Raw genomic sequence first — 21,759 nt, 5'->3', positions numbered from 1 at the left:
CGCGGGGCGGAAAATCACGCCCCGATCGCGGCACCCATCATCGGCCAGGACGTGGTGAGGTCGTCACGCCAATACCCCCACGAATGCGTGCCCACCGGCCGGAGATCAACGGTGGCGGGAATGTCGAGGGCCCGGAGTTTCTCCGCGAGCCGCATCGTGCAGTCGTTGGTCACGGCCTCGATGACACCGCCGACCACCACCTGCGTCGCGAGGGCGCGGCGGTCGCCGCCGACGGTCTTGGCGTCCAGGGTGTCGTACGGTCCCGGCAGTCCGCTGCCGTTGGAGATGTACAGGGTGGTCCCCCGAAGTTTCTCGGCGTTGACGTACGGATCGTTCGCGGCCCACAGCGGATCGTTGGCCGCACCCCACATGTTCTCCGGGTTGCCGCCGAAGTCCGCGACCGTGATCTCGACGAATCGGCGGGCCACCGGGTCGCTCGTCATCGCGCACCCGCTGTACGCGCCGACGCTCTGATACAGCCCGGGCTTGGAGATCGCGAGGTTGAGCACGCTGGTGGCCGACATGGACAGCCCGGCGATCGCGTTCTTGCCGGTCGTGTCGAGCGCCGAGTCGACGATGGGCGGCAGTTCCTTCGTCAGGAACGTCTGCCACTTGTTCCGCCCCAGTTCGGGATCGTCGCGCTGCCAGTCGGCGTAGTAACTGGACTGGCCACCGAACGGGATGACCACGTTCACGTCCTTGTCGGAGAAGAACTTCTCGACGTCCGCCTTCTGCTCCCAGCCGAACTGTTCGGAGTTCCCCTCGACGCCGCCGAGCATGTACACGGTGGGACGTTTCCCGGACGCGGCCCGGATGACCCGGACGGTGACGTCCTTGTCCATGGCGGTCGAGTGGACGGTGAAGTTCATCTGCGATTCGCCGACGGGGGTGACCTCGACCAGCCGCGAACCGTCGGGCGCCTCGTCGGCCGTGAGCGACTCGACCGTCGCCCGGGGTTCCGCGGAGGCGATCGTTCCCACGCTCGACGCCATCAGGGCGCCGACCGCCAGCACGACGGTGCCCACGCGTCGAACCGAGTCGGTGCTGCGTATCCCCTCGCGGAACCGACCCCGATCCCGCGCAACACCAACTCGCATGGAGCCCCCCTCGGTAACCCGGTCCGATTCTCGATGCACATCGTGCCCTGCCGGTGGTCACGGCTCAATAGCGACCCGCCGAAATACCGGGGTCGGAGGCCGAACCGGCCGGCGCCGTAACCCGGGGTCCCGCGCGGAGGACGGCTAGAATGCGGGTGTTCGAATCAGCAGGCACGGAGGCAGGGGACGGCTTGACACGAGATTGCCTCGACCCACTCGTGATTTCGCGTCTGCGCGCCAGCTTTTCGTCGATCGTGTCCACCGAACACGGCCACAATCGGCTCACCACCACGTTCTACGCCACCCTGTTCGCCGAACACCCCGAATTCCGCGCGCTCTTCCCGGCGGCGCTGGATCAACAGAGTCATCGCCTGTTCCAGGCGCTGCAGTACGTCATCGACAACCTCGAGGACACCGACCGGGTCCTCGGTTTCCTGAGCCAGCTCGGCCGCGACCACCGCAAGTACGGCGTCGAGGGCAGGCACTACTTCGCGTCGGGCCATGCGCTGCTGGTCGCCGTGCAGAGCTCCTTCACCCAGGCCATCTGGACGCCGTCGCTGACCGCGGCCTGGACGGACCTGCTCGACCTCCTCCTGCACACGATGGCCGACGCCGCGGACAACGACGACCTGCCCGCCGCCTGGGGCGCCACCGTCGTCGATCACGAACGCCGCCTCGACGATCTCGCGATCGTCCGGCTCGAGACGGACACCCCCATCCCCTACGGCGCGGGCCAGTACCTCAGCGTCCAGATCCCGCAGCGCCCCCGGATGTGGCGGTACCTGTCGGCGGCCATCCCCGCCAACCCGTACGGACAGCTCGAGTTCCACGTGCGCCGGGTGTCGGGCGGGTGGGTCAGTCCGGCGATTGTGAACGAGACGCAGGTCGGCGACCGCTGGCTGCTCAGCTCGCCGCTCGGCGGGCTGGAGGTGGACCGCGAGAGCGGTCGGGACGTCCTGATGATCGGTTCGGGGACGGGCATCGCACCGCTGCGCGCCCAGGTGATGGAAATGGCGATGCGGTCGAACAACCCGCGCGTCCACATGTTCGTGGGCGGCAAGTACCCGTGCGACCTGTACGACATCGAGACCCTGTGGCACCTGTCGCTGAGCAATCCGTGGCTGACCGTGGTTCCCGTCTCCGAGGAGGACGAGGACCCGTGGTGGCACACGATTCCCGCCCCCGAGGCGCCGCCGGGGTTGCATCAGCGACTCCAGGGCCAGCTGGGCCGGGTGGTCGCGCGGTTCGGGTCGTGGGCGGACCGGCAGATCCAGATCTCCGGTTCACCGGCGATGATCAAGACCACCGCGTACGCACTGCAGGGCGGCGGCACCCCGCCCGAGCTGATCCGCCACGACCCCCTGATCTAGTCGCGCAGCCAGTCCCTGCCCATCCGCCATCCGGTTCGACCGTCGGGAGAGCATCACGCCATGCAAGCCACGCAGACCACCTGGACCAGCACCGTCGTCGAACATCACCGACTGCGGCACGACCTCGCCGTCGTCCGCCTCGTCGGGGACTACGTCCCGTTCGAGCCGGGGCAGTACGTGGACGTGAGCGTGCCCCAGAATCCGCGGCTGCTGCGCAGGCTCTCCCCCGCCCTTCCGCCGTCGCTGGACGGCAAACTCGAATTCCACGTCCGCACGGTGCCGGGCGGCTGGGTCAGCGGCGACATCGTCACGGGGACCTCACCGGGTGACCAGTGGCAGATCCTCGAACCGCGCGGCACTATGTCCGTCGACGAGGACGGACCGGACGTCATCATGATTGCCGGCGGCACCGGCCTGGCCCCGTTCCGGTCGATCCTGCTGGACCTGTCCCGCAGGCCGAATCCACCGCGGGTGTTCCTGTTCACGGGCGATCGCACGCCGCGCGATCTCTACGCGTCCGACATGCTGTACCTGCTGCTGCAGAATCTGCCGTGGCTCACCGTCATTCCGGTGGTGGAGAACGTCGCGAATCCGGACTGGACCGACGAGTGGTACGAGCGCACCAGAGTGGATGTGGGGTTCACCGAGGACGACCTCATCGAGGGCTCGCTGCCCGACGTCGTCACGTCCTACGGCGCGTTCACCGAGCACCAGGTGCTGGTGTGCGGTTCGGCGGCGATGGTCCGCGCCACCCTCGACCGCCTCCGTGACACCGGGACCCCCACCGAGAACATTCAGTTCGACCCGTACTGAGCGGGCCGGTCAGTAGGACGGATCGTGCCGGATGTTCTCCGGCGGCGTCCCTGCGGCGTGCAGCCGGAACTTGGTGGTGTTGATCATGGCCTCGGAGCCGACGAGCTGGATGTCGCGCTCGGCCCACGTCCCGAAGTCGGCGACGACCTGCCCGACCTTGCCGGTCAGCCTGCGGTGCATACCGGGTATCCCGGCACTGCTGGGGCCCGTGTACCACCAGGGATCCTCGTCCTCCTCGGTGACCGGGACGACGGTCAGCCACGGATTCTGTTCCGCGAGCGCCCACAGGGTGCCCAGGTCGTAGAGGTCGCAGGGGTACCGGCCGGCGAAGAAGAGGTGGACGCGCCGGTCCTGGCCGCGCTGCGACATCTGAAGGATCTGTGCGCGCAGCGGGGCGATGCCGGTCCCCGATCCGATCATGAGAATGTCGCGACCGTTTTCGTAGCGGATCCCGAGGTCGCCGAGCGGGGATCCGACCACCCACCGCTCGCCCACGAGTGTCTGGGTGACGATGGCGGGGCTCACCCAGCCGCCCGACACCCGGCGGACGTGGAACTCGATGATGCCCTGGTCGTTGGCGGGGTTCGCCGGCGACAGGTACCGCCACATCCGGGGCCGGGACGGCACCTGCACGCTCACGAACTGGCCTGCGGTATACGTCATCGGCTCGTCGAGTTGCAGTCGGATGATCGAGACGTCCTTGCGGACCTGCAGGTGCTCGATCACGGTCGCGCCCCACGCCGGCGGGCCGCTCTCGGCGTTGGCCGCGTCCATCATGGTGGCGGCGACGACCGCGAGGACGTCACGCCACGCCTGCTCGAGTTCGTCGGTCCACGGCTCGGTCGAGGGGAACTGCTCGACTGCGGCGATCAGGGAGTTGCCGACGGCGACGTAGTGCGCGTCCTCGATCCCGTACTTGCGGTGATCCCGGCCGAGTTGGGCGAGGTAGGCGAGGATCTGCCCGGACTCCTCCTCGAGCCGCTCGATCACGTACTGGACGGCGGCGATCAGCCGGTCACGTTGCTCGTCCATGGCCGCGGGAAAGAAGTCGCGAGCTTCGGGATACCGGGCGAACAGCAGGGCATAGAAGGACCGCGACAGAGTCTGAGGCCCGTCCGGCACTGCCGCGATAGCCTTGAAACTCGACCGGACCAGCGATATTGCCTGTGAATCCACCGCGCATCCTCGTCACCGACTGAACGCGGCCCCGCCGCGAAGTACTTGGGCAGACTATAGGCGTGAGCGCCACGCCGCAGACCAGGTCCCTTGTTTCTCGCCCCAGCCGTGCTATCCGACCGCTCGGTCTGCACTTTCCCAGTACCGGGAGCGCAGCGCCTTCTTGTCCAGTTTGCCCAGCGGGGTCAGGGGCAGGGTGTCGACGAAATCGATCGACTTGGGGGCGTGCACCGACCCCTTCGCGGCCCGCACCCGTTCGACGAGTTCGGCGGCCTCGACCGTCTGTCCCGCCCGCAGCACCACGCACGCCTTGACGGCCTCGCCCCACTTCTCGTCCGGGACGCCGACCACCGCGACCGAGCCGACGGCGGGGTGCGCCGAGATGACGTCCTCGATCTCGCGGGGGAACACGTTGAATCCACCGGTGACGATCATGTCCTTCTTGCGGTCGACGATCGTCATGAAACCGTCCTTGTCCCTGCGCGCGACGTCACCGGTGTGCAGCCACCCACCACGGAACGCCTCGGCGGTCTCGGCGGGCTTGTTCCAGTACCCCTTCATGACGAGGGGGCCACGGACGCAGATCTCCCCCAGTTCACCCTGCGGGACCTCGTTCAGGTGGTCGTCGAGCAGTGCCACCTTCAGCCAGGGCACGGGGCGTCCGCACGTCGCGAGGCGGCTGGGATCGTCCGGCAGATGCTCCTCCTTCCGCAGCACCGCGATCGTCATTCCGCATTCGGTCTGCCCGTAGAACTGGAAGAAGATCTGACCGAACTTCTCGATGCCCTCCTTCAGCCGGGCCGGCGACATCGCCGACGCGCCGTAGAACAGCGTCTGCAGGCTGGACACGTCCCGCTTCGGCAGGTCGGGATGGTCCATCAGCAGGTAGATCATGGTGGGGACGAGCATCGTCGCGGAGATCTTGTGCTTCTCGATCGCCTCGAGGACGGCGCCGGGTTCGAACGCGGGCAGCACGATCAGCGCGCCGCCGCGCAGCAGGGTGGGGATGAAGAAGGCGGCGCCGGCGTGCGACAGCGGCGTGCAGATGAGGAAACGCGGTTCGTCGGGCCACTGCCATTCGGCCATCTGGATCTGGTTGAGTGTCGCGCCGGACTGGTAGGAGCCGACGACGCCCTTCGGCTTGCCGGTGGTGCCGCCGGTGTAGACCATGCTGCTGTTGTCGTCGGCGGCCACGTCTGCCGCCCGCAGGCGTTGGGGGGTGAACGTCTCGGCGAGGGCCAGGATGTCGGTGCCCACCTCGGACGGCCCCAACGACAACACGTTCTCGACCGACGGCGACTGCGCCACCAGTTCGGCGGCGCGCCCCTCGAACGCGGTGGGATCGAAGATCAGGGTCCGGATCTCGGCGTCGCCGACGATATAGAGGTGGTCGTCGAGCGAGCCCATCGGATTCAGCGCGCTGGCGCGGCATCCGGAGATCATGGTGGCGCCCATGCTGATGAGCACTTCGGGCCGGTTCTTGGACAGCATGGCGGTGCTCGTCCCCTTGCCGATCCCGAGCGAAGCCAGTGCCTGCGCAAAGCAACTGATCTGATCACGCATCTCACCGCCGGTGAGAACGACGTCGCCGAGGTAGAGCGCCGGCTTGTCGGAATTGCGGTCCAGTGCAGTGATGAGGAGGTCTGCAGCGAAGGCGGGTCGATGCAGATCTGCGAACTCGTCGGTCATCTGTGATCCTTCTACTCCCGCGAGGCCGGGGTGCGTCGTGCGGCGGCCTGGATTTTCTGTGTCCTGGGTCACCGACACCCTAACCGGAAACCGGAAAAACTGAAACCTGTTCCACTCCTGTTGCGGGAGGCGATCCCCGCTCCCGGCCGGGTCACGTCCGATAACGTGAGGTCCATGACTCTGCAGGATCGAGTTGCCGAACGGATCTCGACGGCGGCCCGGAGCGCGCACGTCTTCCTCGCGACGGCGGAATCCCTCACCGGCGGGCAGATCTCGTGCCTTCTCGGCGCCGCGCCCGCGTCCTCCGACTGGTACCGGGGCAGCGTGGTCGCCTATTCCAGCGAGGTCAAACACCGGGTGCTGAAGGTGCCGGACGGCCCCGTCGTCAGCGAGGCCAGTGCCCGCGCGATGGCGGGGGCGGTCGCGGAACTGCTCGGAGCCGACATCGCCGTCGCGGTGACCGGGGCGGGCGGCCCCAACCCCCAGGACGGGCAACCCCCGGGCACCGTCTGGTTCGGGCTCTTCGCCCACGGTCGCGTCGACACCGAGATGCGCCGCTTCGACGGCGAACCGCAGGACGTCGTGACCGCCACGACCGAACACGCACTGGCCCTGCTCGAGCAGGCACTGGCCTCGGTGCCCGGCCACGTACCTCCGCCCGTCGCGTAAATCTCCGGGAGTCGGGTAATCGTCCGCGAGGGCACCGCCACACCCGAGGAGGATTTCGTGCCGAAGACCACCGAGAGCGGCAAGCCGAAGAAGAGTGAACTCCCCGAGACCTTGAAGAAGTCGCCCGAGAAGGCGCAGCGCACGTTCGCCAAGGTGTACGACTCCGCGATCGACCAGTACGGGGACGAGGAACGAGCGCATCGCGTCGCGTTCGACGCCCTCAAACACAGCTACGAGAAGGTCGGCGACCACTGGGAGGCCAAGGCCGAAAAGGGCCCCTCCGACGAACGCGCCGAGAGCGGCGGCCCGAACCCGTCCGGCGAGACCGCGGAGGGCGTCGACGCCAACGCGAGCAAAGAGCACCTGATGCATATCGCGCAGAGACTCGACATTCACGGCCGGTCGACCATGACCAAGGACGAACTCGTCGAGGCCATCGAAAAGGCGAATCGGAGGGCACGATGAGAGCCGTTACCTGGCAGGGCAGGCGGAAGGTCAGCGTCGACACCGTGCCCGACCCGGTGATCGAACAGCCGACGGACGCAATCATCGAGGTCACCACCACCAACATCTGTGGTTCCGATCTGCACCTGTACGAGGTGCTGGGCGCGTTCATGAACGAGGGCGACATCCTCGGCCACGAGCCGATGGGCATCGTCCGCGAGGTGGGGTCCGAGGTGACCGACGTGAAGGTCGGTGACCGGGTGGTCATCCCGTTCCAGATTTCCTGCGGCAGTTGCCACATGTGCGACCGGAAACTGTTCACCCAGTGCGAAGTCACGCAGACCCGGGACGAGGGCATGGGCGCGGCACTGTTCGGGTACTCGAAGCTGTACGGGAGCGTGCCCGGCGGGCAGGCCCAGTATCTCCGCGTGCCGCATGTGAAGAACACCCACATCAAGGTCCCGGAGGGCCCACCGGACTCACGGTTCGTGTACCTGTCCGACGTGCTGCCGACGGCATGGCAGGCCGTCGAATACGCGAACGTACCCGACGGTGGCTCTGTCGTCGTTCTCGGACTGGGGCCGATCGGCGACATGGCCGCACGCATAGCCGCGCACAAGGGTTTTCGTGTCATCGGCGTGGATCTCGTGCCCGAGCGTCTCGCCCGCGCGAAGGCGCGGCAGATCGAGACGGTCGACCTGAACGACGCCGGGGACGAACTCGGCGGCATCATCCGGGACATGACCCACGGCCGCGGTCCCGATTCCGTCATCGACGCCGTCGGCATGGAGGCGCACGGCTCCCCCACCGCGAAACTCCTGCAGCAGGTCACGTCGTTCCTTCCCGACGCCATCGCTGCCCGGTTGATGTCGACGGCGGGAATCGACCGCCTGCACGCCCTGTACTCGGCCATCGACATCGTGCGGCGCGGCGGCACCATCTCGCTCAGCGGGGTGTACGGCGGGATGGCCGACCCGATCCCGATGCTCACGCTGTTCGACAAGCAGATTCAGCTGCACATGGGTCAGGCCAACGTCAAGCGGTGGGCCCCGGACATCCTGCCGCTGCTCACCGACGCCGACCCCCTGGGAGTGGACACGTTCGCCACTCACGAACTGCCCCTGGACCAGGCACCGCACGCGTACGAGATCTTCCAGAAGAAGCAGGACGGCGCGGTGAAGGTCCTCCTGAAGCCGTAACCCCTTCCCGTCGAAAGGAATGCCCATGACATCGGCAGACACACTGCGCGGCCGGAAGGTCGCGATCCTCGCCACCGACGGCGTCGAAGAAGTCGAACTCGTCGAACCCCGCACCGCCGTCGAGAAGGCCGGCGCGCAGGTGCAGCTGATCTCGCTGTCCCCAGGCAAGATCCAGGCGATGAACTCGGATGTGAACGAGGCAGGCACCTATGCCGTCGACGCCGTCGTCGGCGACGTGTCCGCCGCCGACTTCGACGCACTGATCCTGCCGGGCGGCACCACCAACCCCGACCACCTGCGGATGGACGAGGCGGCCGTCGGATTCGTCCGCGACTTCGTCACTTCGGGCAAACCGGTGGGCGTGATCTGCCACGGACCGTGGACGCTCGTCGAGGCCGATGTCGTCCGCGGCCGCACTCTCACGTCGTATCCGAGCGTGCGCACCGACATCCGCAACGCCGGCGGGACCGTCGTCGACGAGGAAGTGGTGGTCGACAACGGATTGGTATCCAGCCGCAATCCGGACGACCTCCCCGCGTTCTGCGCGAAGATCGTCGAGGAATTCGCCGAGGGCCGCCACCCGCAGTGAACCCGACGGGTCTGGTTAGCCGGAATCCGGGACCGTCACCACCACCCGGGTGCCCGATCCGGGCGAGGACGTTACGTCGAAGGTGCCGCCGAGGCTCTCGACCCGCACGATGTGCGACGCCAGTCCGATGTGACCCTGCGCCACCCGTTCCGGGACGACGGCGGGATCGAATCCGGTGCCGTCGTCGGCGACCGTCAGCGTGGTCCGCCCATCGGCGCGGGTGAGCGCGAGTTCGACCGTCGTGGCGCCCGCGTGCTTGGTGACGTTGGTGAGCAGTTCCCGCGCCACCCGGTAGAGCAGCTCCTGGCAGTCGGGGTGACCGACGTCGTCGAGTCTCACCGACATCCCGATCTCCCCGCGCCGGGAGAACAGGTCCGCGAGTTCGCGTAGCGCCGCGGTGAGTCCCAGCTGCGCGAGTACCTGCGGATGCAGGGTGGTGACGGTGGAGCGCAGTTGCGCCGCGGTCTCGCGGAGAGCGGTTTCGGCGGCGTCGAGCTGCGCGTCCGGGTGCCGCTCCAGCGCCTCCTCCACATCCAGCCGGGCTGCGAGGACATTCTGCAGGGGCCCGTCGTGGAGGTGCTCGGCGAGTTGCCGTCGCTCGCGTTCCTCGGCGCCCATCGATTCCGCGATCAGCTGCCTGCGCACGTCCATCAGCGAGATGACCGTCGCGGAACGCCGCACCAGCACGTACGACAACGCCGTTGTCGCGGCCGCGAGCCACAACAGGAAACCGAAGTAGAGGTACACCTCGTCGGGGAAACCCACGAGGTCGTCGCGTTTCGAGTAGACGATCCACACCACCTGATACCCGACGGCGGTACAGACCCCGACGATCGCCGTCAGCCGCGGCCGGTACTGGAACGCCACCGAGATCGGCAGCAGGAAGAACACCGGCAGCAGCACCGACGTCGCGCCGCCCGACGCAATGCACAACGCCACCACCGCGGAGATGTCCGCGGCGGTGGACACCCAGCCCGCCCACGGACCGACGTCCCGGACGAGGACGAAGATCAGCCAGCCTGCCGAGAGCAGCGCATATCCGATCAGCAGCCCGGCGAACACGTCGGGCTGCCAGTGCGTCACGCTGATCACCGGCCCGAGCAGCGCCATCAGCCCGATCAGCGGTAACCGGAGAATGGCGGTCACCCGGACCGCCTCGGTGGTGTAGCGGCGGACTACGCGACTCTGCGACGTCTCGCGCACGTCACTCCAGCAGACCGCGTCGCATCGCCTCGGCCACGGCGGCCGCGCGGTCGCTCACCCCGAGCTTCTCGTAGAGACGCTGGACGTGGGTCTTGACCGTCGACGGCGCCAGGTACAACTCCCCGGCGATCGTGGGGATGCTCTGGCCGCGTGCGATGAGCGCCAGCACTTCCTTCTCCCGGCCGCTCAGCACCGGCCCGACCGGTTCGCTGCGGCGCCGCACCTCGCCGGCCAGCCCGACGGCGAGGGAGGCGGGCAGGACGTCGCGTCCCTGAGCGCAGTCGAGGACGGCCTTCACGATCTCCGCCCGCGTCGACTCCTTCGGCAGGAACCCCGCCGCCCCCTCCTGCAATGCGTGGTAGACGATCGCGGACTCGTCGTGCGCCGACAACAGCAACACCCGGGTGGCGAGTTCGGCACGACGCACGGCCGCCGCCACCTGCGAACCGTCCAGTTCCGGCATCCGGTAGTCGAGGAGCGCGACGTCGGGGGCCAGTTCGCGGATCAGGGCGAGCGCCGCCGCACCGTCGTCCGCCTCGCCGACCACCTCGATGTCGCCGCTCGCGAGGAGGGCACGGACGACACCGTCCCGGAAGATCGGGTGGTCGTCGCCCACCACGACCCGCACGGCGGTCACGGCGCGGTCCGATCCGTGTCGGCTCCGGCGAAGTCCATTGCTCACTTTCTCACGAGACGGGGCCCGCGCGGAGCACTTCGCGGCGCCGGTGTCCCCCGATCGGGGGACACCGGATTCATCCCGCCCTCGGTCCTGTCGGTGGACAGACTGCGGCGCGGATTCGCGACATAGTTGGTGCACACCGGAAAACGGGGTGATCGGAAAACGAAAACCCCACGGCCCCAGACGTTCCCCCGAAGAGTCACAACTCAGGAGAAGCCATCATGCGCACCAACGCCCGCCGCCGAATCGCCCTCTTCATCGCACTGCCCGCCACCGCCCTGGCCGTCACCGGATTCGCCGTCGCGGCCGCCGGAGTCGCCACCGCGGGCACGATGCCGACGTCGGGACCGACGATCGCGATGACGATCAGCAACGACACCGACCTGCCGATGGTCCTCGCAGGATCGTCGAACCCGTACGGGCAGTGGATTCAGGCGCCGTCGGACTACCTCGCCCCGCACAGCAGCCAGATCGTGAAGGCGTATTCCAACGACCCGAACGGCGTCGAGGTGGACACCACCTACTCACTGCCCGGTGGTGCCCAGGCCGTGTTCCGCGCCGACAACTACAACAACACGACCGACGTGGACGGGACCCGCATCGACGGCAACTTCGGCCACGGCTACGGCATCAGCAGCTGGATCGACTCGGGCTACCCGAACATGAACGCCGGCTACCACCTGTACGGCCAGCCCTGATCGACGACCACAACCATCCACCGAACACTCCCCGAAAGACCGAGACCATGATCATGCACGTCACCCCCACCCCCACCCCCACCGTCTCCAAGGCACTGTGGAGCACCGAGGAGATCAAGGCACGACTCGAGCAGATGGACATTCCACGCTCACACACCCGCCGCGGGCCCCGCTGGGGCAGCCGCGACCGATAAGCCGGGGGGCTGGGGGGCTGGAGGGCGGGGAATGCGGTGTCGCACTGATCCACTCCGACAGGATCAGTGCGACACCGGTCCCGGTTCACACGGCGGAACGCCCGGTCAGCGCTGGTGCCGTGGCTTCCACACAACGAGTGCGTTGCTCCGCGGGATCGGCACCAGGTCGCGCCGGTAACCGGCGTGGACCTTCGAGATCTCCTCCGCCAGCTCGCGAACCCGGTGCTGCAGAGCCTCCACCTGGTTGGTGAGTTCGATGATCCGCTTGATCCCGGCCAGATTGACACCCTCGTCCTGGGAGAGGCGCTGCACCTCGCGGAGCAAAGCCACATCCCGCGGCGAGTAGCGTCGCCCACCACCGGACGTGCGGTGCGGGGTGACCAGTCCGAGCCGGTCGTAGTTGCGCAACGTCTGGGCGTGCATGCCCGCGAGTTCCGCGGCCACCGAGATCACGAATATCTGGGCATCCGGATCAACGGCGGTTTCGCGTGGATCCCCGGTCGTGTCGCTCATCAGGCACCAGCCCACCCGGCCCTCGGATCGAATCCGCTGGCCTTCTCTGCTTCCAGATAGGTCTTCAGTGCTTCGGTGGCCGGGTCGTCGAGCTTCTGCGGAACCGCGACCTTGACCGTGACCAGCAGGTCACCGGCGCCACCGGCACGCTTGGGGACTCCCCGACCGCGTACGCGCAGGATCCGGCCGTCGGCCGTGCCCGCCGGAATCTTCACACCGACCCGGCCCTCCAGGGTGGGGACGGAGACGGTGGTTCCGAGCACGAGCTCACCGTAACTGACGGGGACGACGAGGGTGAGGTCGTCGCCGTTGCGGCCGAACACCTTGTCGGGACGCACCCGGACCGTCACGAACAGGTCGCCGGACGGCGCGCCGCGCAGGCCCGCCTCGCCCTGGCCTGCCAGCCGGATCTTCTGTCCGTCACTGACACCCGCGGGGACGCGGACGGTGATGGTGCGGGTCCGGTTGGTGACCCCGTTGCCGTGGCACACCTCGCACGGCGAGTCGATGATGGATCCGGTGCCGCGGCAGTCGTCGCACGGCTCACTGAACCCGAACGCGCCCTGGTTGCGGCTGACGATCCCGGTCCCGTTGCAGCGCGGGCAGACTCGCGGGCTGGTGCCCGGCTTGGCGCCACTGCCGTGGCAGGTGGTGCACGGCGACGGGCTGGTCAGTCGCAGCGGAACCGTGACACCCAGCGTGGCCTCGCGGAATTCGAGGGTCGTCTCCGTCTCGACGTCACTGCCCCGGCGGGGGCGGTTGGTGGTGCGGGTCGCGCCGCCGCCACCGCCGCCGGCGCCGCGGTTGAACAGGCCGCCGAAGATGTCGCCGAGGCCGCCGTCACCGGCCGCCGCGCCGCCGCCGCCGAACAGGTCGTTGATGTCGAATCCGCCCTGGCCGAAACCGCCGGCTCCGGGGTTGAATCCGCCGCCGCCCTGACCGAAGCCGCCGCTCGCGAACAGCCGCCGCGCCTCGTCGTATTCCTTACGCTTGGCCGGATCGGACAGCACGGCGTGTGCTTCGCTGACGGACTTGAAACGCTCCTCGGCCTTCGTGTCGCCGGGGTTCGCGTCCGGATGCAGGTCGCGGGCGAGCTTGCGGTACGCCTTCTTGATCTCGTCCGCGGATGCGTTGGACGAGACGCCCAGCTCCTTGTAGAAGTCCTTTTCGATCCACTCCCGCTGGCTCACTGGGCGTCTCCTCCTCTCGCTCTTACTCTTGTTCCGACGCGGCGGGCTTCGCCGCCCCGTCGGGGGTGTTCGCGTCGGCATCGCCGGCGCGGTCGATCACAGCTACCATCGCATGCCGCAGGACGCGATCACCGAATTTGTAGCCCTTTCGCATCACCGTGCCGAGAACGGGGTCGTGGCCCTCGCCCTCGTGCTGCACTGCCTCGTGCAGCGCCGGGTCGAATGCGTCGCCCTCGGCACCGAACTCGCTCAGACCGAGCGAGGTGAGGGTGCCGGTGAGCTTGTCCGCCACACCCTTCAGCGGCCCCGAGTCGAGGTCGCCGTGGCTGCGGGCGCGGTCGAGGTCGTCCAGCACCGCGATGAGCTCACCGACGACGGACGCTTTCGCGTTCGCGATGTCGGACTGCTTGTCGCGCTGGACGCGGCGACGGTAGTTCGCGTACTCCGCCTGCAGTCGCTGCAGGTCAGCGGTGCGCTCCGCCAACTCGTCCGTCTCCGGTGCCGCCGTCTCCGACAGGGCCCCTTCGTCCACCGAGCCGGGCTGCGGAGCGGCAGCGGCGCCCGCGAGGGGCTCCACTACCGGTTCCGCGTCCCGTGTGAGACCGGTCTCGGGGTCGATCTTCCGCTTGTCCACGAAAGTGACCGGTTCCTGCTCGGTGTTGTCGGACGTCACTTCTTCTCCGCGTCGGACGGCTCGTCCACGACCTCGGCGTCGACGACGTCGTCGGCACCGCTCGCGCCGGCGCCGTCGGTGTTGGCGGCCTCCTCGGCGGCACTGGCCTCGTAGATCGCCTGGCCGAGGGCCTGCGACTCGGTGGCCAGCTTCTCGACCGCGGTCTTGACGGCCGCGATGTCGGTGCCTGCGAGAGCGTCGTTGGCTTCCTTGATGGCCGCCTCGACCTTCTCCTTGACGTCGGCGGGCACCTTGTCCTCGTTGTCCTTGATGAACTTCTCGGTCTGGTGCACCAGCGACTCGGCCTGGTTGCGAACCTCGGCCTCCTCGCGGCGGGCCTTGTCTTCCTCGGCGTGCGCCTCGGCGTCCTTGACCATCCGCTCGATCTCTTCCTTGGACAGACCGGAGCCGTCCTGGATCTTGATCGTGTTTTCCTTGCCCGTGCCCTTGTCCTTGGCGGTCACGTGCACGATGCCGTTGGCGTCGATGTCGAACGTGACCTCGATCTGCGGCACGCCACGCGGGGCGGGCGGCAGGTCGGCCAGCTCGAACGAGCCGAGCAGCTTGTTGTGCGACGCGATTTCGCGCTCACCCTGGAACACCTGGATCTGCACCGAGGGCTGGTTGTCGTCAGCCGTGGTGAAGGTCTCGGAACGCTTGGTCGGGATGGTGGTGTTGCGCTCGATGAGCTTGGTCATCACGCCACCCTTGGTCTCGATGCCGAGGGACAGCGGGGTGACGTCGAGGAGCAGCACGTCCTTGACCTCGCCCTTGAGCACGCCGGCCTGCAGGGCGGCGCCGACGGCGACGACCTCGTCCGGGTTGACGCCCTTGTTGGGCTCACGGCCACCGGTCAGCTCGCGCACCAGGTCGGAGACGGCGGGCATACGGGTGGAACCACCGACGAGCACGACGTGGTCGATGTCCTTGACGGCAATGCCGCTGTCCTTGATCACGGCCTGGAACGGCGCGCGGGTGCGGTCGAGGAGATCGGACGTGATCTTCTGGAACTCGCTGCGGGACAACTGCTCGTCGAGGAACAGCGGGTTCTTGTCCGCGTCGACGGTGATGTAGGGCAGGTTGATCGACGTGCTCTGCGAGGAGCTCAGTTCGATCTTCGCCTTCTCGGCAGCCTCACGGAGACGCTGCAGGGCCATCTTGTCCTTGGTCAGATCGATGCCGTTCTGAGCCTTGAACTTGTCGACGAGCCACGTGACGATGCGCTCGTCCCAGTCGTCACCACCGAGGTGGTTGTCGCCGGACGTGGCGCGGACCTCGACGACGCCGTCGCCGATTTCGAGCAGCGAGACGTCGAACGTGCCGCCACCGAGGTCGAAGACCAGGATGGTCTGTTCCTTGTCGCCCTTGTCGAGGCCGTAGGCCAGTGCGGCCGCGGTGGGCTCGTTGACGATGCGCAGGACGTTGAGGCCGGCGATCTGGCCGGCTTCCTTCGTCGCCTGACGCTGGGCGTCCTCGAAGTACGCGGGGACGGTGATCACGGCGTCCGTGATGTCCTCACCCAGGTAGGCCTCGGCGTCGCGCTTCAGCTTCATGAGCGTGCGCGCGCTGATCTCCTGCGGCGTGTACTTCTTGCCGTCGATCTCCACGTTCCAGTCGGTGCCGATGTGGCGCTTGACGGAGCGGATGGTGCGGTCGACGTTGGTGACGGCCTGGTTCTTGGCGGGCTGGCCGACCAGCACCTCACCGTTCTTGGCGAAGGCGACGATCGACGGGGTGGTGCGTGAACCTTCGGCGTTGGCGACCACTACGGGCTCGCCGCCTTCCAGCACAGACACGACCGAGTTCGTTGTACCGAGGTCGATACCGACGGCACGAGCCATAGTGTTCCTCACTTCCGTTTTGCAGTCCTGTGGGCAGGTTGTTCAGTACTGAACTGCGATGTTGGCGCTTAGTGAGCGCCCTCCGCTCAAGTTTGCACTCCGACACCGTCGGGAGTCAATTCGAACTTGAGTCGAGCACGCTCAATCTTGTCGTAGGGCACAACGGAGGGGTGAGGAGATTTGTTCCCGGCCGCCCAAATTTTCTTTCGCCGCCGCCACCCGGACTTCTGTCGGCTCCGCCGACGCGGTCTCGTGCGCGTCGGCCAACCTACACGCGACCGGTCGATAGGATCGCAGCGTGACGACACCCGAACAGCCGCCACGCCGGCCGGCACCGCCGCGACCCGTACCGCCGCGCCCGGAGTTCGCGGTCACTCCGCTGCGCGCCGCCCCCACCGACGCCACCCCGAAGGCCGTCGCGGTGTCGCTGTCCGCCTGGGTGGGATCGTTCGTCGTTCTCGCCGGCATCGCCGGTGCCGTCGCCCTCGACCTCGGCGCGGTCCGCCACGCCCTCGAGGCGTCGGTGGCCGCGGACAATCCCGGCGACTCGGCGACGGACATCACCGACACGGTGAACCTGACGCTGATCGGCAGCGGTGCCATCGCGGTCGTGCTGATCCTGCTCGGACTGCTGGGGATTCAACTGCTGCGCGCGCGGAAGACGGCGGGGCGGATCACCCTCGCCATCGTCGGCGTCCTCAGCGCCGCGGGCGGGGTGGGCCTGTGGATGCTGCTGTCCGACGCCGGGGACGCGACCGCGGGTGTGCTGCAGTGGGCGCCGCTCGCCTACAGCGCCCTCGTCGTGGTGGGAGTGCTCGCGCTGTTCGCTCCCGGTGTGTCGCCGTGGCTGCGCCCGAGTCGCTGACTCGGCCGGCGCTTTTCTTACTCCACACAGGACACCCAACCGAGCGACACCCCGAAAAGCCCTTCCTAATGAGGACCGTTTCTGACCTCAATCGCTTCTATCGTTCTTCTCATGACCACTTCGCAGAATTCCCCGGCCACCGGCGAACGCGCCGACCTCCTCCAGATCCTGCAGGAGCAGCGCGCCACCCTGCTGATCACGATCCGCGGCATCGACGACGAACAGGCGCGGAAGCGCTCGACCGTCAGCGACCTGACGCTCGGGGGTCTGATCAAGCACGTGTCCCAGACGGAAAAGCACTGGATCGAAACCATTCTCGAACCCGACGAGAACGCGGAGTTCGACATGGAGTGGTCGATGCAGCAGTACTATATGCGGGACGACGAAACCCTCGAGGGACTGCTGGCCGAGTACGCCGAGGTGGCCCGCGCGACGGAGGCCGCCGTGGCCGGACTCGACGACCTGGATGTGCTCGTTCCGCTGCCCACCGCCCCCTGGGCCCCTGAGCGGCAGTGGTGGACCGTCCGCCGCACCCTGCTGCACATCATCCGGGAGACCAGCCACCACGCCGGTCACGCCGACATCATCCGGGAATCCCTCGACGGCGGAAACACCACCAGGCAGATGGGCGCCGACGCGGGCATGGAGTTCTGACCCACCCGCCGGCACAGACGAAAACACCTCACCGGCTTCGGGTTCCGGTGAGGTGTTTCTCGTCTCGGTGTGTGGTTACGTCTCCTCGGTCACGGACAGCACCACCACGTCGTCGGGGAAGGACGCGGGCGTCTGCAGGCCCACGACGGCGAGGGCCCGTCCCGTCATCGAGACGCCGGGAACCTCGCTGCCCGCCGACAGTCCGTCGGCTCGGCCGCCGCCGGGCAGGGTGGTGACGGTCGGGTGAGGCTGCGGCGGCACGTTGAACCAGGCGGGCGGTTTCAGGCCCTCGTCCGGTTCACCGGCGAAGACGGGCCGCACGCGGTACCGCCGGTCCGGGTCGAGCCCGGGGAGCGTGAACCGGCCGCGCGGCGACACGTCGGACCGCCCCACGTACGCGAGGAAGAACAGTGCCTCCGCGCGGTCGTCGGCGACGGCACCGTAGACCAGCAGGGTGGGGTCGATCTCGTCGGCGCGCACCATCGTTCCCGTGTGCAGCAGTTCCCGGTGCCGCTTGTACAGGTCGATCCACACGGCGAGCTGTGCGTTCTCGTCGTCGGTGGCGGTCGCGAGATCCCACTCGATCCCGAGGTGCCCGTACAGCGCCGTCCCCGCCCGGAACGACAGCCGGTGGTACCGGCCCGTCGTGTGGGAGATCCCCGACGCGATGTGCGAGCCGAGCAGTTCGGGGGGAAGCAGTTGCATCGTCCACCGGTTCATCTGCTGGCGTTCGAGCGGATCGATGCAGTCCGAGACCCAGATGCGGTCGGTGCGGTCGAGGATGCCGAGGTCGACCCGCGCGCCACCCGAGGAGCAGGATTCGATCTCCAGTCCGGGGAACCGGCGCTTCAGCTCGTCCATCAGCCGGTACGTCGCGAGCGTCTGGTCGTGGACCCCGGCACGCCCGTGCGGGGCGGTGCCCGCGTCGATCAGGTCGCGGTTGTGGTCCCACTTGATGTACGCGATGTCGTACTCGCCGAGAATCGCGGACATCCGCTCGAGGATGTGGTCGTACGCCTCGGGGATCCCCAGGTTGAGCACCTGCTGGTTCCGGGACGGCACCGGCGTGCGCCCGCCGGTCGCCATGACCCATTCGGGATGTTCCCGCGCGAGATCGGAATCGAGGTTGATCATCTCCGGTTCGAACCACAGGCCGAACTCCATGCCGAGCGAGCGCACGTGATCGATGATCGGGTGCAGTCCGTCCGGCCACACCGTCTCGTCGACGTGCCAATCCCCCAGCCCCGCCAGATCGTTGCGCCGGTACCGGAACCAGCCATCGTCGAGCACGTAACGCTCGACGCCGAGCTTCGCCGCTCGATCCGCCAGGTCCTTCAACCGGTCGAGGTCGTGATCGAAGTAGACGGCCTCCCACACGTTGATCGTGACCGGGCGCGCGCGCCGCGGGTGGGTGGGCCGCGACCGGAGATGGTCGTGGAAGCGGTGGGCCTGGGCGTCGAGCCCGTCACCGTAGGCGCCGTAGATCCAGGGGGATTCGTAGCTTTCGCCGTCGGACAGCCGAATCTCGCCCGGCAGCAGCAGTTCTCCGCCGCCGACCACCTGGAAACCGGTGAAGAGCCGCTCGGCGTAGTGGCGATGGTTGCCGCTGAACCCGACATGGGTGCCCCACACCTCACCGCGGCCGAAACCGAAACCGGGCACGCCGACGGAGAGCACCGTTGCCGCGTCCGGGCCGGTGCGCCCCTTCCGCCCTTCGCGTTCGTGGATCCCGACGGTGAGTTCGCGGCGCTGCGGGGTTCGTTCCTTCCCCCACCGGCCTGCGAAGTCGAGGATCTCCCGGGCCTGCGGCGGGACCGGGAACGCGAGCTGGAGGTCGTCGAGAACGTAGAAGGAGCTGCCCGTGTTGGTGACCTCGGCGCGCGCCCGCAGGAGACCACTCGGCCGCAGCTCGATGTCGAGGGTCAGCCCGAGTTCGGCGATGGCGTCGTGCGCCGAGACCCGGACGGTGCCCGCACCGGCCGAGACGAGTTCCGCGTCCGGGGACGGCCGGTGTTCGGCCCCGTCGACGGTCAGCGCGGTGGTCGTGAACAGCGGCGACCAGTCGGTGCCGTCCCGATGGCCCGCGATCCCTGGTTTTCCCACCCATCCGGTGTGGTGTTCCGGGAGGATCGACAGTCGCACCGGAAGATCGACGACATTGCCCGCAAGGGGCTCGATGTTCGCCTGCGCCAGGGCCACGGCATCGCCGACGTTCAGGTCGCCGAGCGCCGCACCCCAGTGCACGACCGCCGGCAACCGGCCCCCGGTGACGTCGAGCACGACGGACACGCCGCCGGCGGTGAGGTGAACGTATGCGTGCGGTGAGGCGGTGTCGCTCACTTGTTGGCTCCCATCGTGAGTCCGGAAACGAAATGTCGCTGCAGGGCCACGAATACGAGCACCGTCGGCAACGCGACGAGCACCGATCCGGCGGCGAGCAGGTTGGTGTCGGTGAAGAAGCTGCCCTGCAGATTCTGCAGCGCGGTGGTCACCGGCAGCTTGTCGCCGCTGACCATCAACGCGAGGGCCCAGAAGAAATCATTGTAAATCCAGGTGATCATGAGCGTCGCGAGCGCGGCCAGCGCCGGACGGCACAGCGGCAGCACCACCTGCCAGTACTGGCGGAACAGGCCGGCCCCGTCGACCGTCGCGGCCTCGAGCAGCTCGGGGGGAACGGTCTTCATGTAGTTGCTCAGCACGAACACGCAGAAGCCGGTCTGAAATGCGACGTGCACCAGGATCAGTCCCCAGTAGCTGTCGTAGAGAGAACCCGACGAACTCATCCAGTACGGCAGCGGAATCGCGTTGTACAGACGGAACAACGGGGTCAGCAGCGTCTGCTGCGGCAGCAGGTTGCCTGCGATGAACACCGCCAGCATGATCACGTTGAACTTCCACGGGAACCGGGCGAGCACGAACGCCGCCATCGACCCGATGAACAGGATCAACAGCACCGCCGGGACGGTGATGATCATCGAGTTGAGGAAGTAGTGCGGGATTCCGCCGACCTCCCACGACTCGGTGTAATTGCTCAGCGTGAAGCCGCCGACGGACAGGTAGCCGTGGGTGAGGACGTAGTCGTAGTCGCGGAACGAGTTGTAGAGCGCCCACAGCAGCGGGAAGATCCACAGCAACGCGAGCGCGGTGAGCAGGAAGTACATCGCTGCGTGCGCGGCACTGAGCCGGCGCCGGTTGGCCACCGCGGCCCTGTTGCGGGGCCCGGTCCGATCGGCGGGCGCACTGCGGTCGGCGAGGGGTGTCGTCATGGTCATCAGTCGTCGCTCCGCATCACGATCCAGAGATAGAGGGCAATGAACACCAGCGAGATCACGAGCATGATCGTCGCCAGGGCCGAACCGAATCCGACCCGGCCCGCTTCACCCACGACGTTCGCGGTGACGAGGGCGGAGATCAGTTCGAGTCCGTTGCGGCCCTTGTTGATCACCCACACGAGATCGAAGGCGCGCAGGGCCTCGATGACGGTGATGACGATGATCAGCAGGTTGGTGGGTTTCATCAGGGGGAACACGATCCGGAAGAACGTGCGGATCGGCCCGGCACCGTCCATCAGGGCGGCTTCGCGCACCGACGGGTCGATGGCCTTGAGACCGGCCAAGTACAACAGCATGATGTAGCCGGTGTGTCGCCAGCTCGCGGCGACCATGACGGCCCAGATGTTGACGTCCGGGTTGCCGAGCCAGTCGACGTCCGTGCCGAGGATCGTGTTGAGCACGCCGCCGTCGGTGGAGTAGATCAGCTGCCACACGAACCCGACGAGGGCCATCGACAGCACCACGGGGATGTAGAAGATGCTCTGGTACAGCCGGCTTCCCTTCAGGCCCCGGTCGAGCAGCACGGCGAGGAAGATGCCGAGGATCGTCGGGAAGACGAAGAGGAACGCCAGCCACAGGACGTTGTTGTGGAGCGCCTGCTGGAACGGCGGGTACGCCTGGACCGCGTCGACGTAGTTCTGCGGGCCGATCCACTCGATGCTCGATGTGCCGCCGATGCCGTCCCAGCGGGCGAACGACAGGATCACCGTGAAGACGGTGGGAATCCACACCAGCCCGATCACGATCGCGGCGGGCAGCCCGAGCATGACGGCGATGGTCCACCGGTCGCCGCGGCTGCGTCGGATCTTCGGCGCCGGGATCCTGGGTTCGGTTCCGGCCTGGGGAGGAACTGTGCTGGTCATGAATTCAC

Annotated in this window: 22 protein-coding genes; 10 read left to right on the top strand and 12 right to left on the bottom strand. The window is 67.7% G+C overall.

Going from position 1 to position 21,759, the window contains the following annotated elements:
• Nucleotides 1-14: 14 nt before the first annotated feature.
• A complete protein-coding gene (locus tag CA951_RS35815) occupies nt 15-1,097 on the bottom strand; it encodes an alpha/beta hydrolase family protein (protein ID WP_179220432.1) in 1,083 nt (360 codons plus the stop codon).
• Nucleotides 1,098-1,246: 149 nt separating this feature from the next.
• Between CA951_RS35815 and CA951_RS35810 the strand changes: the two genes are divergently transcribed.
• Nucleotides 1,247-2,467, top strand: coding sequence for a globin domain-containing protein (locus CA951_RS35810; RefSeq protein WP_087561388.1), 1,221 nt, complete (start codon nt 1,247-1,249; stop codon nt 2,465-2,467).
• A gap of 60 nt (nt 2,468-2,527) precedes the next feature.
• Nucleotides 2,528-3,280, top strand: coding sequence for an FAD-binding oxidoreductase (locus CA951_RS35805; RefSeq protein ID WP_087561387.1), 753 nt, complete (start codon nt 2,528-2,530; stop codon nt 3,278-3,280).
• Between the two features lie 9 nt (nt 3,281-3,289).
• Here CA951_RS35805 and CA951_RS35800 read toward each other — a convergent pair whose 3' ends face one another.
• The gene (locus tag CA951_RS35800; protein ID WP_087561386.1) at nt 3,290-4,456 is read right to left on the bottom strand and encodes an FAD-binding oxidoreductase; all 1,167 of its coding nucleotides are present in this window, start codon (nt 4,454-4,456) and stop codon (nt 3,290-3,292) included.
• A 111-nt stretch (nt 4,457-4,567) separates the two neighbouring features.
• On the bottom strand, nt 4,568-6,145 hold the full coding sequence (locus CA951_RS35795; protein ID WP_087561385.1) for an AMP-binding protein: 1,578 nt from the start codon (nt 6,143-6,145) through the stop codon (nt 4,568-4,570).
• 174 nt (nt 6,146-6,319) lie between these two features.
• On the opposite strand from CA951_RS35795, the gene CA951_RS35790 reads away from it, so the two are divergent.
• From CA951_RS35790 to CA951_RS35775, 4 genes are read left to right on the top strand one after another with little or no spacing between them, the layout of a single operon-like run.
• A complete protein-coding gene (locus CA951_RS35790) occupies nt 6,320-6,814 on the top strand; it encodes a CinA family protein (RefSeq protein WP_087561384.1) in 495 nt (164 codons plus the stop codon).
• 57 nt (nt 6,815-6,871) lie between these two features.
• Nucleotides 6,872-7,279 carry a ChaB family protein gene (locus CA951_RS35785; protein WP_087561383.1) on the top strand — a complete coding sequence of 136 codons (408 nt, stop codon included), beginning with the start codon at nt 6,872-6,874 and terminating at the stop codon, nt 7,277-7,279.
• Nucleotides 7,276-8,457, top strand: coding sequence for a zinc-dependent alcohol dehydrogenase (locus tag CA951_RS35780; RefSeq protein WP_087561382.1), 1,182 nt, complete (start codon nt 7,276-7,278; stop codon nt 8,455-8,457). The genes CA951_RS35785 and CA951_RS35780 overlap by 4 nt, the downstream gene beginning before the upstream one ends.
• 25 nt (nt 8,458-8,482) lie before the next feature.
• Complete coding sequence (locus tag CA951_RS35775; RefSeq protein ID WP_087561381.1) at nt 8,483-9,046, top strand: type 1 glutamine amidotransferase domain-containing protein; 564 nt, start codon at nt 8,483-8,485, stop codon at nt 9,044-9,046.
• A gap of 15 nt (nt 9,047-9,061) precedes the next feature.
• On the opposite strand, the gene CA951_RS35770 is transcribed toward CA951_RS35775, so the two are convergent.
• Together CA951_RS35770 and CA951_RS35765 are read right to left on the bottom strand one after the other, a co-directional pair.
• The gene (locus CA951_RS35770; RefSeq protein WP_087561380.1) at nt 9,062-10,249 is read right to left on the bottom strand and encodes a sensor histidine kinase; all 1,188 of its coding nucleotides are present in this window, start codon (nt 10,247-10,249) and stop codon (nt 9,062-9,064) included.
• 1 nt (nt 10,250) lies between these two features.
• A complete protein-coding gene (locus tag CA951_RS35765) occupies nt 10,251-10,886 on the bottom strand; it encodes a response regulator transcription factor (protein ID WP_072937397.1) in 636 nt (211 codons plus the stop codon).
• 263 nt (nt 10,887-11,149) lie between these two features.
• Between CA951_RS35765 and CA951_RS35755 the strand changes: the two genes are divergently transcribed.
• Both CA951_RS35755 and CA951_RS43650 read left to right on the top strand, forming a co-directional pair.
• Entirely contained in the window at nt 11,150-11,626 is a 477-nt protein-coding gene (locus CA951_RS35755) for a hypothetical protein (RefSeq protein WP_087561378.1), read from the top strand.
• A gap of 47 nt (nt 11,627-11,673) precedes the next feature.
• Nucleotides 11,674-11,820: a hypothetical protein gene (locus tag CA951_RS43650; protein WP_167372165.1), complete on the top strand. Its 147-nt coding sequence runs from the start codon at nt 11,674-11,676 to the stop codon at nt 11,818-11,820.
• A 105-nt stretch (nt 11,821-11,925) separates the two neighbouring features.
• Here the strand turns inward: CA951_RS43650 and CA951_RS35750 are convergent, their stop codons facing one another.
• Genes CA951_RS35750 through dnaK form a run of 4 tightly spaced genes read right to left on the bottom strand, consistent with a single transcriptional unit; the run spans nt 11,926 to nt 16,037 of the window.
• Nucleotides 11,926-12,333: a heat shock protein transcriptional repressor HspR gene (locus tag CA951_RS35750; protein ID WP_072937428.1), complete on the bottom strand. Its 408-nt coding sequence runs from the start codon at nt 12,331-12,333 to the stop codon at nt 11,926-11,928.
• Nucleotides 12,333-13,523: a molecular chaperone DnaJ gene (gene dnaJ / locus CA951_RS35745; protein ID WP_087561377.1), complete on the bottom strand. Its 1,191-nt coding sequence runs from the start codon at nt 13,521-13,523 to the stop codon at nt 12,333-12,335. The genes CA951_RS35750 and dnaJ overlap by 1 nt, the downstream gene beginning before the upstream one ends.
• A gap of 22 nt (nt 13,524-13,545) precedes the next feature.
• A complete protein-coding gene (grpE, locus tag CA951_RS35740; protein WP_087561376.1) occupies nt 13,546-14,196 on the bottom strand; it encodes a nucleotide exchange factor GrpE in 651 nt (216 codons plus the stop codon).
• On the bottom strand, nt 14,193-16,037 hold the full coding sequence (dnaK, locus tag CA951_RS35735) for a molecular chaperone DnaK (protein WP_087561375.1): 1,845 nt from the start codon (nt 16,035-16,037) through the stop codon (nt 14,193-14,195). The genes grpE and dnaK overlap by 4 nt, the downstream gene beginning before the upstream one ends.
• A 298-nt stretch (nt 16,038-16,335) precedes the next feature.
• Here dnaK and CA951_RS35730 point away from each other — a divergent pair, with 298 nt between their 5' ends.
• Together CA951_RS35730 and CA951_RS35725 are read left to right on the top strand one after the other, a co-directional pair.
• The gene (locus CA951_RS35730) at nt 16,336-16,902 is read left to right on the top strand and encodes a hypothetical protein (RefSeq protein ID WP_087561374.1); all 567 of its coding nucleotides are present in this window, start codon (nt 16,336-16,338) and stop codon (nt 16,900-16,902) included.
• A gap of 111 nt (nt 16,903-17,013) precedes the next feature.
• Nucleotides 17,014-17,556 carry a DinB family protein gene (locus CA951_RS35725; RefSeq protein WP_087561373.1) on the top strand — a complete coding sequence of 181 codons (543 nt, stop codon included), beginning with the start codon at nt 17,014-17,016 and terminating at the stop codon, nt 17,554-17,556.
• Nucleotides 17,557-17,631: 75 nt separating this feature from the next.
• On the opposite strand, the gene CA951_RS35720 is transcribed toward CA951_RS35725, so the two are convergent.
• The 3 genes from CA951_RS35720 to CA951_RS35710 are packed head-to-tail and all read right to left on the bottom strand — an operon-like array spanning nt 17,632 to nt 21,751.
• Entirely contained in the window at nt 17,632-19,896 is a 2,265-nt protein-coding gene (locus tag CA951_RS35720; protein ID WP_087561372.1) for an alpha-galactosidase, read from the bottom strand.
• The gene (locus tag CA951_RS35715; protein WP_087561371.1) at nt 19,893-20,828 is read right to left on the bottom strand and encodes a carbohydrate ABC transporter permease; all 936 of its coding nucleotides are present in this window, start codon (nt 20,826-20,828) and stop codon (nt 19,893-19,895) included. The genes CA951_RS35720 and CA951_RS35715 overlap by 4 nt, the downstream gene beginning before the upstream one ends.
• Nucleotides 20,828-21,751, bottom strand: coding sequence for a carbohydrate ABC transporter permease (locus CA951_RS35710; protein ID WP_087561370.1), 924 nt, complete (start codon nt 21,749-21,751; stop codon nt 20,828-20,830). The genes CA951_RS35715 and CA951_RS35710 overlap by 1 nt, the downstream gene beginning before the upstream one ends.
• Nucleotides 21,752-21,759: the final 8 nt, after the last annotated feature.

The sequence above is a fragment of the Rhodococcus sp. NCIMB 12038 genome (assembly GCF_002165735.1).
Classification (GTDB): Bacteria; Actinomycetota; Actinomycetes; order Mycobacteriales; family Mycobacteriaceae; genus Rhodococcus_F.
This window is presented reverse-complemented; position numbering and strand designations above follow the sequence as displayed.